Raw genomic sequence first — 15,876 nt, 5'->3', positions numbered from 1 at the left:
CAGTGGAGTTTTCTTCATCCCTAATGATTAAAGTTTCTCAAATCGAATTTTCAAGGCAGTAATCCTCATCCACCTTCTTAGTTGCTCTCGTACGTAGATTTACTTCCCATTCATACAGAATAAGATTGTTTTTTACACCAAAGGCATATCCATTGTAAGTACAATCTAATAACTTTATAATAGTACCGAATAAGAAAGCCTTTTCAAAAATATTATCATTCATCAAGGGGGCCTACTCAAAATGGAACGAATTCAAATGGCTAGTGATCTTGAATTTTCTCGTATCATTCAAGGATTTTGGCGTTTAGCAGAATGGAATATGTCAAAACAAGAATTACTTTCTTTTATCGAAAATTGTATGGATATGGGGATTACAACTTTTGACCACGCCGATATTTACGGGGGATATACGTGTGAAGCATTATTTGGAGAAGCATTACAATTACAGCCTTCTTTACGTGATAACATGCAGATTGTCACTAAATGTGGAATCGCTCCCCCATCACCGAAATTTCCAAAACGATATGTTGCTCACTATAATACGAGTGCTGAACATATCGTGAAAAGTGCGGAGCAATCACTGCGGAACTTACATACTGATTATATTGATTTATTACTGATTCATCGCCCTGATCCATTTATGGACCCAAGTGAAGTTGCAGAAGGTTTCACACGTTTAAAACAAGAGGGAAAAGTACGTCATTTTGGTGTATCTAATTTTTTACCTTCTCAATTTAATATGCTTAGCTCATATTTAGATTTCCCGCTTATTACCAACCAAATTGAAGTATCTGCGATGCAGCTTGAACATTTTGAAAAAGGTACAATTGACTTATGCCAAGAGAAAAGAATCAGTCCTATGATTTGGTCTCCTCTGGCTGGCGGAGAAATCTTTACAGGACAAAATGGACGTGTTGTACGCTTACGCGAAACTTTACAAAAAGTCGCGAATGAACTCAATGTTGATAGCATCGATATTGTCATGTATGCATGGCTACTTGCTCATCCAGCAAAAATGATGCCAATCGTTGGTTCTGGTAAACTGGAACGAGTGAAAGCAGCTACCGCTGCAACAAAGTTTACATTAGATCGCCAACAATGGTTTACCATCTTTGAAAGTTCTAATGGGCATCCTGTACCGTGATGAGCAAATAATTCATGAAAAAGCAGAGCTAATACATTACAGCTCTGCTTTCTCATATTTGTTTCTTGTCATCGCAAACACACATGTATCCCTGAGTCCGCTACCATCTACTGCTACACCGCTACTTTCTAAAATACCCTCTAATTTAAAACCCAATCTCTCAGGTATCGCTCTACTTTTTACATTTCGTGAATCACAGCGAATCTCTACCCGGTTTGCCTTTAACTCTGAAAAAGCATAATCCATAATCCCTTTCGCCGCCTCTGTCATATAGCCTTTTCCACCAAAGCGAGAATCTATCCAATATCCAATTTCAAATTTTGGTATTTCCCAATCAATACGATGTAATCCAGCTGAGGCTACAAATTCGCCAGTTTCTTTTAAAAATACTAGTAATCTCAAATCTTCACGTTGTAAAAATTGAATATGTGACCTTCTTATACTCGTTTCGATTTCTTTTTCTGTTTGCTCCTTTTGAGCGAACACCATCCACGGTTTTAGTTCTTCTATCGATGCATTGATAGCTTCATAGACTGCTTTTCCATCCCCTGGTTTCGGCATTCGAACAAAAAGCCTGTCTGTGTAAAATTCAGAAGGAAAATCAAGTAATAACGGATTCATTCCAAACACCCCTTATTTTTCTTTTATATATAATAATATTTAATCTCAATCATATAGTAAATGTTTTTTCTGATTTTTCTAACCATCTATACTTCACCTTATAAAAAATCGTTAAGATAACATACCTCTCCCATCATTCCTGTCCCAAATATTATTTATAAAGCCAATCAATCTCAGCTTGAAAATTATTTTCTGCTTCCATCATTTTTCGTTGCTAAGTCATTCCTTTCAAAGAAATAAACACTATAAGCCCCGCTACCTCAATTGATTCACCTCTACAGCTGTACGTATTCCAGACTCAATGGCTCCTTGTATCCATCCATGATAAAGCGTTGTATGATCTCCTGCAAAATATATTTTCCCTTCAGGCTTTACAATAGCTGGTTGCAGTTCTGTTTCTTGACCAGCTTGAAAAATAGCAAATCCTCCTAATGCATATGGATCTAATGTCCAACTTTTGGATACTCCTGATATAAATTCATCATATACTTGACCGCCTAATATAGTTGCTAAGTTTTGTAATGTATAATAAATACGATCACCTTTTGTTTGTCCATCCCATAACAATGCATCATACGACCAAGTATAACTCCCAAGCATCATAGCCGGTCCCTTCGAACTAATTCCATGACTAGGATAATACGCATAGCGGATTGGTAAATCTGTAATAATCCTCCCCCCTAATTGACCCTGTTCTTCCCAAAAGCGACTTTTAAATTGAATTCCTATTTTAGTAGCCGCCATATAATGTAGTTCACGAATCGCTTTCCACTTTTCATGTGATACAGAGTCAAATGGATCAATTTCTACAAAGCGCATTGTGGAAAATGGAATTGTAATAATAACTAAATCACCTGTTATACTGCTATATTCAAACGTCTCTTCATGTCTACAATATGCTGTCACACCTTTATCATGTTGATGAAGCTTCATTAGTTTTTGATTGTATACAATCTCATTCTGTAACTGAGGCAAAAAAGCTTTCGGAAGCTGATCATTGCCTCCTATAATTTCACAAAAACCGCTTTCCTGCTGCAGTATATATAAGAAACGCAATGTTTCCACAAATGACCTTTCTAAAAATCCTTCTAAATCTAAAAGCACACCGATCATTTCAATTGCTACTGGTGAAAAATACGTATTATATTGATACGGATGATACTTTAAAAACTGTGCTGTTGAATACTTCCCAAAGTCTTTTTCAACAATCCCCCAGTTTTTATCGGGATTCCTTTTAATGAAGTCAATAATTGGCTGCACTGCTAGCAATAATAATTCCTCTGATGTTTTTCCTTCCTCATTCATCGCCACCGGATAACGTAATATACTAGGGGTCTTCTCATATTGCCCCAATGTTGTTTTTCTACCATTCACATAAATAATATCTGTCTCATTTCGATTAATAAAAGGAGCCACTTGTAGCCCGAACTTTTTTATATAAGCCATCGTTAGCATATGTATATATGGAATACGCATTGCTCCCACATCTAAATATAATCCTGTGTCTTCCATTCTAATCGTCTCAATTCGGCCGCCTATACGTTTATTCGCTTCTAAAAGCTTCACATGGTGGCCTGCGTTTTTAAGTAGCGATGCTGATACTAAACCAGCCATACCAGCACCAATTATGATGATTTGTTTTGGCACTACTGTTTTCGGTAGTCCTTTATCAATAATTTTCAACATTTCATCCATTGTGACACGGGATTGTATATGCTCTTGCATCATTCCACCTCTTATCTCGTAAATACAAAATTGCAATTCACTGAATTGTATTCATGAGTATGGTAGAACAGCACAATATATTTCTGAATATTCACTAACAATTCACAGAGATTAGCTCTCATCACTCCGTTCTTATCATATAATAAAGATACAGATAGGAAATGTAAGGAAAGGATTGATAAAAATGAAACGTACTTACGACTATCCTGAAACAAAAAAACATTTAGAATTTAAAAAACAACTATTATGTAAAAAATTATTAAATGTAAATTTAACTGAAGAAGAGCGTAATCAAATTAAGATGGAAATCGATAACTATGAATATATTTTAACATTAGTGGAAATGAATCATTATGAACGAGGTATTTCTCATAATAAGCGGATGTGAAAACATTCGCTTGTTTCTTTGAGCATTTCTTTACGCATTTTTTGTAAGTAAATATATAATAGAATGTACATTAATATAATAGAGAGGTATATTCTATGATAAAACTAAGCGTATTAGATCAATCACCTATTTCTGATGGCAGTACAGCAACTGAAGCTTTTTCCAATACAGCAGCTCTTGCTCAAGAAGTAGAAAAACTAGGATTTACTCGCTTTTGGGTGTCTGAACATCATAATTCTGTCAGTTTAGCTGGTTCAAGCCCTGAAGTGCTCATATCCCATATTGCAGCGAAAACAAATCGTATCCGTGTGGGTTCTGGTGGCGTTATGCTTCCTCACTATAGCTCATATAAAGTAGCCGAGAACTTCCGTGTATTAGAAGCACTTTATCCGAATCGAATTGACCTTGGCGTAGGTAGGGCACCAGGCGGTATGCCAATTGCAACACGCGCGTTACAAGAAGGAAAAATGATTTCTCTCGATCAGTATCCCGAACAAATACAAGATGTGGCAATGTACCTACATGATAAAGTTCCTGAAAATCATCAATATGCCAATCTAAAAGCTTCACCTGTCATTCCTACGGCACCTGAAATATGGATGCTTGGATCCAGCGGAGAAAGTGCAATGATTGCAGCAAAACAAGGAGCTGCTTTTGCCTTCGCTCAATTTATTAACGGCTATGGTGGCCCTGAAGTGATGAAAGCTTATCAAGAACAATTCCAGCCATCTTTCTTAGGAGACAAACCAAAATCAATTGTTTCTATTTTTGTTGTTTGCGGAGAAACAAATGAAGAAGCTGAAAAAATCGCGTCTAGTCTAGACTTATCAATTCTATTATTAGAACAAGGAAAGCGTACAACTGGTACTCCTTCCATTGAAACAGCACAAAACTATCCTTATAGTGCCTATGACTTGTTCCGCATCAAAGAAAATCGACAACGTATGATCGTTGGAGATCAGACACAAGTAAAAAAACAAATCACGGAATTGAGTAAAGCATATAACACAGAAGAATTTATGATTGTAACCATCTCTCATCAATTTGAGGATAAATTAAAATCGTATCGTTTATTAGCAGAAGCTTTTCATTTATAATATACAAAAAAGAGTGCATCACCCTATATGACGCACTCTTTTTTCACCTGAATTTTTTATAAATCTGTATCCTCAATGTATCTAATTGCTTCTTGTAAGATTTCTTCAAAATTCTCTGGATAATCATGCTTTAAGCCTTCTATAACTTTATATTTATACGCTATATTTTTCTTTTTTAATAATGCCACAAACTTCTGTGTACATTCAAAGCAATCTTCATCCTGATCTCCACAAACAATATATCCTTTGATACCTCTATCTTTTAATGTGTTCAGCAATTTTCCCCACTCTTCAACTTCAGGGAGCCACGGTGCTACAAAAATAAATCCTTTTACTTTTATATTTTCTTTTAATATTGTATGTAGCGCCACCCTTGCACCAGCAGAAAATCCCCCGATAATTGTATGATCAAGCTCACCATGATTGTTCGCTATAATACTTTCATAATGTTCCTTTAACTCACGGGACCCTTTTTCTATATGATCCCACACATAACCTTCTGAAAATTGAATTTGAGAAGACTGCGGCAATGCTAACAAATAACCATGCGGTACAACCGATTGCCAATATGGTGCTGCTATCTTCATATTTTCTTGATCGCCATGCAATGCAATGAATAAATTGCTATAAATACCGCTATTTCCTTGTATCAATTTCAAATGAACTTGTTCAGACTTCTTTGCTACTTCTTCCCTCTCTTTACAAAGCTGAACCATCTGATGAAATTCTTCATGTTTATGGAGAGGTTTCAAATCATCGTCCGTCATTAAATACTCATAGCCATACCAAAATTTATTTTCTATAATCGCTTCTTTCATTATATGTAAAGCTTCTTTCTCAAGCCCTGATGCGCTTGCTAATGCATATTTAAAGTTATACAGTTGAGCTTTATTACCACTAGTTACTTTATCAGCGTTTTTTGTAATATATTGATACGCTTCTAAACTACCATTCTTTGTATAACATTCTAAAGTCCCATTCAACAAACCAATATAAGTGATGTTACTCATCCATCATTGCCTCCCGTAACTTTTTTAAAATATAAACTTCGCTAAAAGCTTTTGTACCATCCTAAGGTTTCAGCAGATGGGTACTATGATAGTCTGCCTATCTATTAATAGTGACTTCCTCTATCCTTAGGACACTGTTTGTTAATTAGATGATAATTTTTCATTATACATCACTCTTTTCTGCTACTCTCTTATTATTTAATCACCTTTAGACAGAGTAATCAATCTATTCAGAATTATATATTTCCATTTAAATTTCTTATAAACAAAAAAAGACAACAATATATAAATTGTTGCTTTCATGTTAAACAATATTCTTTTTACTCTTATCTGGTTTACTTGAAACTAAATAATGTTTCTCTGAAATATATAAATTTCTTTTTAATACACGATCTAGATATGGTGCTAGTTTCAATCCACATATGAGACGATTCTCATCTTCTTCTACAATAGGAAACATTTCTTTTTCTGTCACATATTGATCTACTGCTCTTTGCACAAGATCAATCTCTTTTACAAGCTCCAAATTTTCTGCTGTATGATCAAATACCTCAAGCGTTTCCTTCGTTATAATGAACGTATTTGTAGGAAATGCTGGTAAATACGGCTTTAACAAATCATAATTCACTGTATAGTCTTCATTGACTAATACTGTATAAACAATATTTGCATTTTTTTCAAGAAATCGAGCCATCGCTTGCTCTAATTCATCTTTCGTAATTGACCTCTCCTCTTTTCCACTTTTGAAAAAGCGAAACATTGCATCGCCTCCTTTTTTACTATATTATACCATAAAAAGAATGCTTAAAAATCATAAAAAAACCTATTGAAAGAATTTCCAATAGGTTTTTGATATCTTATTTTAAGAATGCACTTAACATCCAAACATGTTGTTCTAATGTTGTATGAATAGCTAATAACATATCTGCTGATGTTTCGTCTCCAGCCTCATCTGCTACTTCCATACCCTCTTTTAACTCCTGAATAATCGCTGAAAAATCATTTACTAATGCTTGTACCATTTCTTCAGCTGATTCCTTACTTGAACCTTCATGTACTGTCGATGTTTCTAAATACTCTTTCATTGTTGCTAATGGTTTTCCTTCTAGCGCCAAAATACGCTCTGCTAGTTCATCAATATACGTTGCTGCTTCTGTATAAAACTCCTCAAATTTTTCATGTAATGTAAAAAAGTGTGGACCTGTTACATACCAGTGATAGTTATGGAGTTTTACATATAACACATTCCAGTTTGCTACCTGCTTGTTTAATACTTCAACAACATTCGTTTTTGTACTCATTCAATCCACTCCTCTTATTACTTTATAATTATTCTCTTTTGATAATGCAGTCTTATTGTACCATAAATTCCCTACTTGTCCAAATCATCCGCTTATATGTAACAAAGTTGCAACAACTTTAATCATTCCCTATCGTTGAAAATCCATGCCTCTTTCTTTTACTTCATATGTCTAATTGTCCAAACTCACACATATGCATAATAATAGGTCAAGCTCATCATAGTAGAAAGAGGGATTGCATGAATAATCAGCAATGGCAAGTGGCTAAAAAAGTTGCTGCTACTTATATTGGGACTGTCGTCGGAGCTGGATTTGCAACAGGACGAGAAATTGTTGAATTTTTTACGATTAACGGATTATACGGCACAATTGGAATATGCATTAGTGGCATTTTTTTTATTTGGCTAGGTACAAAGATGATGTTACTTTCCTCACAAATTGGTGCATTTTCTGCTCAGGAATTTAACAGATATTTGTTTGGTGATGTATTTGGAAATGTGATAAACACTTTGTTATTACTCGTGCTTTTTGGTGTAACAAGTGTTATGTTATCAGGTGCAGGCGCTGTATTCGAGGAACAACTTCGTCTCCCACGACAACTGGGTATTTTCATTACAGTTATCGCATGTATCATTATTGGTAGCCGAGGATTGCAAGGTGTATTTGAAGTAAATACACTTGTCGTACCAATTATGATGATTTTCATTATCGGACTTGCTATTACAACTTTTATTCATGGCACAACACCTATCCTAAACACTGTTCCTACAGAAGACTGGAATATGAAATGGGTAACAAGTCCACTTACATATGTCGCCTTAAATCTTTCTCTCGCCCAAAGTGTCCTCGTACCGCTAGCAAGTGAAGTAAAAGATCGAAAAGCGATTCTATGGGGCGGAATTTTAGGAGGAGCTGGGCTGAGCTTTATTTTATTATGTAGTCATTTAGCCATATTATCTGTTGACCAATTTTATCAATATAACATTCCCATGGCTGAAGTAGTAAAAAGGTTTAATGCTACTTTTCATTTCTTCTTTGTCCTTATTATTTTCGGAGAGGTGTTTACCACATTAGTTGGAAATATATTTGGGATGACAAAACAAATGCAGTCTATCACTGGTTGGAAGAGCAACCACATTGTTTATTTTATTTTATTAATCAGTTATGCTTTTAGCTATATCGGTTACAGCGAGCTCCTTCACATTTTGTATCCAATCATCGGATGGGTAAGCATTATTCTCCTCCCAATAATCGCATATAAACAACTAGAAAAAACATAGTAAAAAGCATCCATTATTTACGGATGCTTTTTTCACTCACAATCTTCACAAACTTCCCAATATAGCCCCATTTCCACTGCAAGAAATGGTTTTAATTGTAATCGAATCATTCGGCTTGGCATACGATCTAAAACAAATTGAATTCCGTCTTCATCCTCTTCTAACTCGGTTTTTAAGATTGCTATTCGTTGTATAGTTGTAATTGGATGACCCTCTTTATATAAAGTAATTCGTAATTCATCATATTCATTAAAAAACAATTCTACACTCATATGTTCTGCTGATACACTATTGACAATTGAATACTGACCATTTTTTTCTTGGATTACATATTTCCAGCTATTTTTCCCCTCTTCGATTGGAGCAGCTTGAAATAATGACATCAAATCCTCGTATAGCATAAGATAACCCCTCTCTTACTAAAAAACAATGAGTATTTTGTATACCCTTTTTCTCTATCACTATCAAGCTTATTGTACCATATATTATTCCTCTTTCCTTATTCATCTGCCTAATAACTTTTCCACTATAATCGAAATTCACAAAAATAAAACAGGGATGGCGTTATCATCCCTGTTTTTCATTACAATACTTTTCCTGTCGCAGCTAAAGCTAATACCACTATTAAGCTTGCAAAGAGTAATGATACAATAAAACTAAAAATTGGTAATGTTTTCTTTTCATTCTTTTTAAACAATAGTCTTAAACTAATAATGATATTTAATGGCACAAATATGAAATAAAAATATTTAATAAATTGCATTGCACCACCCGAGCTATTAAAAAGCGTTCTAATTACAAACACTTCAATTAAAAAGATAAGAAAAAATGAAATACTTAACCAAAACGAGGCATAGCTAAGCCAAGAATGTCTTTTCGTTCCCCAATACACTCCCATACGTTTCTCCTTTATAAATAGTCTACTTTTCAATAATTATACGCGCATGCAACAAATCCCTTTATTTTTCGACGATAATTTTCTATTTTCTACTTACAAACAACAAAAAACCAAAAATATTTTATCAACTTTTGGTTTCCTGTCCTATTTCCTATTCTATTTTTTTCGATTCTGTTTCGTCATCTTTTTCCATTTTCCTCGTTCAGCACGTGCAAGTACCGGATCTTGTTTTCTCATCGCGTATGCAATTTCTTTTTGTAGTTTTTTATAATTTCTCAAGCGGTGCACTGCTAAAATCCCTTCTTCAATGGCGGATTGAACTGCACATCCAGGTTCATTTTCATGGTCACAATTTCGAAAACGGCAATCTTTTGCTAATTCTTCAATATCAGAAAATGTCGTATGGATGGCCTCGCTTCCTTCCCATAGTTGTAACTCTCTCATTCCTGGTGTATCAATCACTAAACCACCACTCGGTAATCGAAATAGCTCACGATGAGTCGTAGTGTGGCGCCCTTTACTATCCTCTTCTCGAACATCACCTGTTTTTGCAACTTCGCTTCCAATTAACGCATTGAGTAAAGTCGATTTTCCTACCCCAGAAGAACCCACTAAGGCAATCGTCTTTCCTGGAGCTACAAACTGTCGCAATGACTCAACTCCAATTTGTTGCAAACTATCCACTACAAAGATGGGAACGCCAATTGCTACCGCTTCTGTTTCCAATACCTTTTGTTCCAAATCACCGCAAAGATCACTTTTCGTTAAAACAATTACAGGCATTGCCCCACTTTCATAAGCTAACAATAAATATCGTTCAATTCTTCTTACATTAAAGTCATGGTTAAGTGCGTTTACTAGAAACAGATAATCAACATTTGCCGCGACGATTTGTTCAGCAGTTTTATCTCCAGCTGCTTGTCTAGAAAAAGAACTCCTTCTTGGAAAAACACTATGAATAATCGCTTTATTTGCCTCTTCCATTTTCTTTATATGCACCCAATCACCAACTGCTGGATAATCACTTTTAACCAATGCTTCATGACGAAATTTCCCAGACAACTCAGCGATATACTCACCATCTTCGCACATAATTCGATACATATGTTTATGTTCTAATAAAATACGTCCTACTGCAAATCCCTCTAAAGACTCCTCTTCAAAAAAAGAATCCCATCCAAATAATTCTAAATAAATTTTATTCAAGTTTATATCCTCCCTATTTTGGGCCTAATGGAAGGATTATGCGCTCTTTACAAAGTACCGCCTTCTCCGTCCACCTTTACCTTTGTATCTGCTTTTACATTCATATAAGTCATCACCATAATACATCACTCCGTTCTTATTTTAGTTAATCTCATTATATGTAATATTATTTTGAAAAGCTACTTTATTTTACTAAATTTTCAGATATATACTTTTTTATCGTTCTTATTTGTCCACGATGGCTAATCTCATCCTCTAATACGTGGAACCATAAATAGTACTGATTATATACAACTCCGTTTTCCCATCTTCCTTCTGACATTAACCATGCATCATCTTTTTCTTTTAAATATTGTAGAGACTCTTTCCTAATTTCATTTAAAATTTGTATATAATATTGTATGTTATATCCACAAATGTTTCTGCCGGACTCTCCTAAAAAAAGAGCATCCTCCCATATTTTCAGTTCTTCTTTTGTCAAATCACGATTTTGAAAAGAAATAAGCTGATGAACCTTTTCTCTCGCAGCAATATGTTTTAGCAACGCACCGATAGAATTTCCATCATCGATTAAGAAGAAATCTAAATGTTCTACTGGTAAATCTTTTATTTCTTGCAATGTAACCGCTCTAGTATGCTCAAGCATACTAACAAGTTGTCCAATATTGTGCGTATAATCCTCTACACTTCTTATTCGGTAATCTATTTTCATGTTCTCATCCCCCTTCTCTCTATTTATAATAATGAAAACCAATGTTATGTAATAGACTGAAATATATCGAAATTTTCTGTTATAATGAAATTGAACATACATATAGCCAAACCAAATTTTCTCAATATTTGTATATGGAATTGAAAAAGGAATCCATACAGCGGAATCCGAATTTTATATACTAAAAGGAGTGGATTTGATGGAGATGTATCAATGGCTATCTGCTGTTCTCATTGGTGGTGTTACTGGTTTCGTTTCCCATCTTATCAATAACCAAGGTAAGTTATTGCTTCCACGCCGCTTAAAAACATTTTTTCATCTTGGTTTTTTCACTGATATTTTAACAGGTAGTCTTGCTGCACTACTTGGACTTGTTTTATTCGATGCAACAACAGTAAAAGAAATTGTGAAGGTTTCTATTGTTACTGCCATCTCTGGTCAAACCTTTTTACTTCACCAAGCTCTTGGTGGTGAACAAGCAAAGAATACTCAAATCGGAAAAGCGGATGAGAAAATTCAAGAAATTGACAAATTATTACGACGTTAATATATACTTCATTTTAAAATTATTGTTATAATGTATAAAAATATTTCTGAATTGCGTCGTTTGTCAGAAGAAAGGGTGTTTCGTATGCCAAAAAAGAAAATAGAAGATTTCTTAACCGACTCTGAAAAAGGGGAACTGGTAGAAAACTATAAATGTTTACGAGCAGCCCGCACAAAACATGAAGCTAACCATTTTGGTGAAAAAGTCAATCACCTATTAGATAAAGCAAAAAAACGAATTATCGAAGAAGCTGGAATAGAGGATGAAAATGCTGCAACTGTTCAATCTAAACGAAAAGCACTGTTTTAGTAATGTGTCTAAAACAGTGCTTTTTTGTTTATTTCAAATTTTATAGCTTTAAGAAAAAGCCCCTGTTTTTCTCCTACTCCTTTCTTCATATATCGTTCACTTTTTCTAAACACTAGTAATGAACAATTATGTGGTTCACTAAATATTCCTGTAGCAAAATCAACCTTATCCCATCATTTTAAAGTTTTACGTGAATCTGGTGTTATGTACACTCGTCTAGAAGGTACGCAACGCTTTGTTTCTATTCGAACGGAAGATTTAAATACTAGATTTCCCGGATTATTAGATGCTGTCTTGCAGGCAACAGAACCGTACTAAAAAACATCTCATACCAATATGAGATGTTTTTTAGTAACAACTATTCTTTTAACAAATCTATTAATCCATTTCCTTCTGATGTTCGCTCATACCCTAAAGGTACAGTACGTTTAATAAGCTGTGCATAAATTTCTGGCTCTGTTAACTTTCTACCATACTCTCTCTCACATTGCTTAATAAGCAGTGCTAATGCTCCAGCAATGTGTGGCGTCGCCATCGATGTTCCGCTTAATACTGCATATTTTCCTTCTGGATAAGTAGAGAGGATCCCTTCCCCCGGTGCAACTAAATCAATTTCTTGATTTGAATTACTAAAGCAAGCAAGTTTCCTTTCTAAATTTACAGCTCCTACTTCAATTACTTCTGAATAAGCACCTGGAAAGTCTAATTCTTCCGTTTTATCGCTGCAATCTCCATTGTTTCCTGCAGCACATACAACAAGCACATCTTGTTTCACTGCGTGTTGTATAACTTCATGTAACTCCGGGACATCTTGTGGTCCTCCAAGTGACATTGAAATAATTCGTACTCGTTCTTGGTTAGGTCCTCTCCAGCGCACTGCATAATCAATCGCCTCAATAATATGCTGATAATTCCCAGAGCCGTCCCCAGACAACACTTTTAATACTAGTAATTTAGCAAGCGGTGCAACACCTAGAACACCAACCCCATTTTCTGTTGCTGCAATTGTTCCTGCAACGTGAGTACCATGCCCATTATTATCAAGATAAATATTAGGATTCCCTTCATAGTCATCAGTAAAATTCCTGCCACCAATAATGCGATTTTTTAAATCTACATGATTCATATCACAGCCTGTATCTAATACTGCCACGACAATATCTTGTCCTTTTACACTCTTTTCCCAAACCTCAGGAGCATGAATCAGTTGTACACCTGGTGGAATTTCGTTTACTTGCTCAACTACTTTATCTACCGTAAACGGAATTAATTGAATACCTTTTTGTTTATTGGCCGTACTACTATTCATCTTAATCCCTCCTAAAAATATATTAACCTCTCCATTTGAATACGCTTACACTTATTGATAACATTCGTTTTCCCGCTCCTATTTTCCTGCTTCATAATTTTTTCTCAATATAAAAAATGCCTTATATAAATTGGCCCAATACTTTATTTCATTTGAATACCAAACAAAATAAAAAATCTCCCAACATCATGTATTAGGAGATTTGTATGAACTACTATATATTAACTCATTCGTAATCTTTCTTTCAATTGCTTTAAATAACGTGATCGAATCAAGATAAAGTACGTAATTTGAATCCCTACAAAGATACTTAATACAATCGCATTTTCTTTTACAAGCGAATACTCAAACATTTGCCCTAAAGCGGTTAATGCAACCGCACCATGTAATGTTGCAACACTAATTGGAACAAAGAATAATAATGCCAATCGAATTGTTACTACTTTTGCTAACTCACCGCTTGTTAACCCTATTTTTCGAATGGAATCAAATAAACGTTGGTCATCTTCTAAGTCAGAGAACAGACGGAAGTATAGAAAACTACCTGCACAAACAAAGAATACAATACCAATAAAGAATCCTACAAAAAAGATAGGTCCAGCAAATTGTAAAGCTTGATTTTCATCATATTCTGCCGCACTAAATCTTGAATGTTCTTGATAAGGTTTTATTTGATTTGTAAGTTCTTTTCCAGCTTTTATTTCATTTTTTGTTTCCTTTGTTTTATACAAATAATCTTTTACTTCTTTAAATCCATCTGGCAATAAATTATATTGGGTTTCTGAAACTACATATATATTTCCAGTAAGTACTCTACCAAGAGAAGATGAGTTTACTTTTTTCACTTGCAACGATTTGTTATCATTCGGCAATTCAATTGTTGTTCTCTCTTTTTTCGGTGGACCAGGTATTTCTATTGATAGAAATAGTACTGCGTTTTCAGTTAATATCTCCACCCGCTCCCCGGTTAACTTTGCATACTTTTTATAATCAGATTCTCTCACAAACGTCGCATCTCTTAATGATTGATTTTCGGTTTGCTTTGATACAATCTCCATTTTTTCAGCAGATATATGATGTTTCTTCAATGTTTGCTCAATAGTTTGTACATGCTGTGATTCATTTTCATTTCCTTGTTTAGAGTGATACTGAAATGCAATTGGTTGCTCCATGATTCCTTTTGTCATAGAAGCAAAACCTACTAATGTACCAATAGCTGAAAATGCTACAGTGGAAATAATCGTAACAATAAAGAACATTCGCGCGTTATCTCTCATACGATACGCTAAATCTGAGAGAGTTATAATATTTGTTCTTTTCCAAAACAACCGTTTACTCTTCTTGCATGATCGAATAATAAATACGCTAAGTTGCTTATATAATAAATATGTTCCAATAGTAACAACTGTCGTTACAGGAATAAGCATAATAAATACCATAGCACCATGCGAGGTTAGTGCACCTACATATCCCGCACTAAGCAATAATACAGCTAATACTGAAGAAATAATAGATGCTTTTGGTTCAGGTTTTGCTTTTACCGAACCTCTAAATAGTTTCATAATTTGATTTTTATGAATTAATCCTGCACTAAAGAAAGAAATGATAATAAATAAGATAAAAAACATCGAGCTTGTTACAACAGTTGCTGTCGTTGGCACATAGTATGATAGAGACAAATCCACCTTTAATAATAAAGGTGCTACTACAACCATTACCCCTGAAAATATCATTCCACAAATAATCCCCGTAATAATAGCCGCAATCCCAATTATCACATTTTCAAAAAAGATAAGACGCTTTAATTGAAATTTCGTCATGCCTAACATCATCAAAATTCCCAATTCACGCTTTCTTGTTTTCAAAAACATTCCCATTGAATATAAAATAAAGAAAAAAGTAAAAAGATAAATAATAACTTGTGCAAACGACATACTTACAAATACATATTGACCTAACTGACTAGCACTTAATGCTGGATGAAATGCAAAAAATGAATAAACAAAAAAGGCCATAATTGCAAATGCACTACTTAAAAAATATGCTGAATATGTTCGTCTGTTTCGCGTTACATTACGAAACGCTAATTCCCTAATATTCATATTGTTTCTCCGCCCTTTCAATCACTATATCGCTATCATAATAAAGCGCGGAAATATATGCCATCGATTCAAATGACAAAAACCTTACATTTTTGAAAGGTTACAGAAAAATTGATTAAACGAAGTAGTTTCTTTATAATAACTACATTCATATTCATACCTTCAACCTATTGTATATTCGTTAATTTTGCGAAATAATAAGAATGGAGATTTATGAATCAGTACAT

At 34.5% G+C, this 15,876-nt stretch carries 18 protein-coding genes and 1 pseudogene; 7 read left to right on the top strand and 12 right to left on the bottom strand.

Annotation, left to right across the window (positions count from 1 at the left end; translation table 11 throughout):
• Window positions 1–37: 37 nt before the first annotated feature.
• Window positions 38–223, bottom strand: coding sequence for a hypothetical protein (locus LOK41_RS05340; protein WP_241815579.1), 186 nt, complete (start codon window positions 221–223; stop codon window positions 38–40).
• A gap of 18 nt (window positions 224–241) precedes the next feature.
• Between LOK41_RS05340 and LOK41_RS05335 the strand changes: the two genes are divergently transcribed.
• Window positions 242–1,144 carry an aldo/keto reductase gene (locus LOK41_RS05335; protein WP_241815578.1) on the top strand — a complete coding sequence of 301 codons (903 nt, stop codon included), beginning with the start codon at window positions 242–244 and terminating at the stop codon, window positions 1,142–1,144.
• Window positions 1,145–1,180: 36 nt separating this feature from the next.
• Here LOK41_RS05335 and LOK41_RS05330 read toward each other — a convergent pair whose 3' ends face one another.
• Both LOK41_RS05330 and LOK41_RS05325 read right to left on the bottom strand, forming a co-directional pair.
• Entirely contained in the window at window positions 1,181–1,765 is a 585-nt protein-coding gene (locus tag LOK41_RS05330; protein WP_241815577.1) for a GNAT family N-acetyltransferase, read from the bottom strand.
• 255 nt (window positions 1,766–2,020) lie between these two features.
• Entirely contained in the window at window positions 2,021–3,490 is a 1,470-nt protein-coding gene (locus LOK41_RS05325; protein ID WP_241815576.1) for a flavin monoamine oxidase family protein, read from the bottom strand.
• A 184-nt stretch (window positions 3,491–3,674) separates the two neighbouring features.
• On the opposite strand from LOK41_RS05325, the gene LOK41_RS05320 reads away from it, so the two are divergent.
• The gene (locus LOK41_RS05320) at window positions 3,675–3,878 is read left to right on the top strand and encodes a DUF3896 family protein (RefSeq protein ID WP_241815575.1); all 204 of its coding nucleotides are present in this window, start codon (window positions 3,675–3,677) and stop codon (window positions 3,876–3,878) included.
• Between the two features lie 95 nt (window positions 3,879–3,973).
• The gene (locus LOK41_RS05315) at window positions 3,974–4,975 is read left to right on the top strand and encodes an LLM class flavin-dependent oxidoreductase (RefSeq protein ID WP_241815574.1); all 1,002 of its coding nucleotides are present in this window, start codon (window positions 3,974–3,976) and stop codon (window positions 4,973–4,975) included.
• Window positions 4,976–5,031: 56 nt separating this feature from the next.
• Here the strand turns inward: LOK41_RS05315 and LOK41_RS05310 are convergent, their stop codons facing one another.
• The 3 genes from LOK41_RS05310 to LOK41_RS05300 form a co-directional block, all read right to left on the bottom strand.
• On the bottom strand, window positions 5,032–5,985 hold the full coding sequence (locus LOK41_RS05310) for an alpha/beta hydrolase (protein WP_241815573.1): 954 nt from the start codon (window positions 5,983–5,985) through the stop codon (window positions 5,032–5,034).
• Between the two features lie 304 nt (window positions 5,986–6,289).
• Window positions 6,290–6,745, bottom strand: a complete 456-nt coding sequence (locus tag LOK41_RS05305) for a DUF3939 domain-containing protein (protein WP_241815572.1) — start codon at window positions 6,743–6,745, stop codon at window positions 6,290–6,292.
• Between the two features lie 97 nt (window positions 6,746–6,842).
• The gene (locus tag LOK41_RS05300) at window positions 6,843–7,286 is read right to left on the bottom strand and encodes a Dps family protein (protein WP_174102540.1); all 444 of its coding nucleotides are present in this window, start codon (window positions 7,284–7,286) and stop codon (window positions 6,843–6,845) included.
• Between the two features lie 239 nt (window positions 7,287–7,525).
• Here LOK41_RS05300 and LOK41_RS05295 point away from each other — a divergent pair, with 239 nt between their 5' ends.
• Window positions 7,526–8,566, top strand: a complete 1,041-nt coding sequence (locus tag LOK41_RS05295) for a YkvI family membrane protein (RefSeq protein ID WP_241815571.1) — start codon at window positions 7,526–7,528, stop codon at window positions 8,564–8,566.
• Between the two features lie 32 nt (window positions 8,567–8,598).
• Here LOK41_RS05295 and LOK41_RS05290 read toward each other — a convergent pair whose 3' ends face one another.
• The 4 genes from LOK41_RS05290 to LOK41_RS05275 form a co-directional block, all read right to left on the bottom strand.
• A complete protein-coding gene (locus tag LOK41_RS05290; RefSeq protein WP_241815570.1) occupies window positions 8,599–8,967 on the bottom strand; it encodes a DUF3979 family protein in 369 nt (122 codons plus the stop codon).
• Window positions 8,968–9,149: 182 nt separating this feature from the next.
• Window positions 9,150–9,464, bottom strand: a complete 315-nt coding sequence (locus LOK41_RS05285; RefSeq protein ID WP_241815569.1) for a hypothetical protein — start codon at window positions 9,462–9,464, stop codon at window positions 9,150–9,152.
• A gap of 156 nt (window positions 9,465–9,620) precedes the next feature.
• Entirely contained in the window at window positions 9,621–10,670 is a 1,050-nt protein-coding gene (gene rsgA, locus LOK41_RS05280) for a ribosome small subunit-dependent GTPase A (RefSeq protein WP_241815568.1), read from the bottom strand.
• 184 nt (window positions 10,671–10,854) lie between these two features.
• Entirely contained in the window at window positions 10,855–11,382 is a 528-nt protein-coding gene (locus tag LOK41_RS05275) for a DinB family protein (protein WP_241815567.1), read from the bottom strand.
• Window positions 11,383–11,581: 199 nt separating this feature from the next.
• On the opposite strand from LOK41_RS05275, the gene LOK41_RS05270 reads away from it, so the two are divergent.
• The 3 genes and pseudogenes from LOK41_RS05270 to LOK41_RS05260 all read left to right on the top strand — a co-directional run.
• Window positions 11,582–11,929, top strand: a complete 348-nt coding sequence (locus tag LOK41_RS05270; protein ID WP_174102534.1) for a DUF4257 domain-containing protein — start codon at window positions 11,582–11,584, stop codon at window positions 11,927–11,929.
• Between the two features lie 84 nt (window positions 11,930–12,013).
• Window positions 12,014–12,238 carry a hypothetical protein gene (locus LOK41_RS05265; RefSeq protein WP_174102533.1) on the top strand — a complete coding sequence of 75 codons (225 nt, stop codon included), beginning with the start codon at window positions 12,014–12,016 and terminating at the stop codon, window positions 12,236–12,238.
• A 117-nt stretch (window positions 12,239–12,355) separates the two neighbouring features.
• Window positions 12,356–12,556: pseudogene (locus tag LOK41_RS05260) on the top strand (ArsR/SmtB family transcription factor); the annotation flags it as partial.
• A gap of 40 nt (window positions 12,557–12,596) precedes the next feature.
• Here the strand turns inward: LOK41_RS05260 and LOK41_RS05255 are convergent.
• Complete coding sequence (locus tag LOK41_RS05255; protein WP_241815566.1) at window positions 12,597–13,547, bottom strand: S8 family peptidase; 951 nt, start codon at window positions 13,545–13,547, stop codon at window positions 12,597–12,599.
• 221 nt (window positions 13,548–13,768) lie between these two features.
• Complete coding sequence (locus LOK41_RS05250; protein ID WP_241815565.1) at window positions 13,769–15,649, bottom strand: FtsX-like permease family protein; 1,881 nt, start codon at window positions 15,647–15,649, stop codon at window positions 13,769–13,771.
• Between the last annotated feature and the right edge of the window lie 227 nt (window positions 15,650–15,876).

It is taken from the genome of Bacillus sp. TL12 (assembly GCF_022625245.1).
Lineage (GTDB): Bacteria > Bacillota > Bacilli > Bacillales > Bacillaceae_G > Bacillus_A.
The sequence above is the reverse complement of the archived record's forward strand: the minus strand, read 5'-3'. Positions and strand labels throughout refer to the sequence as shown.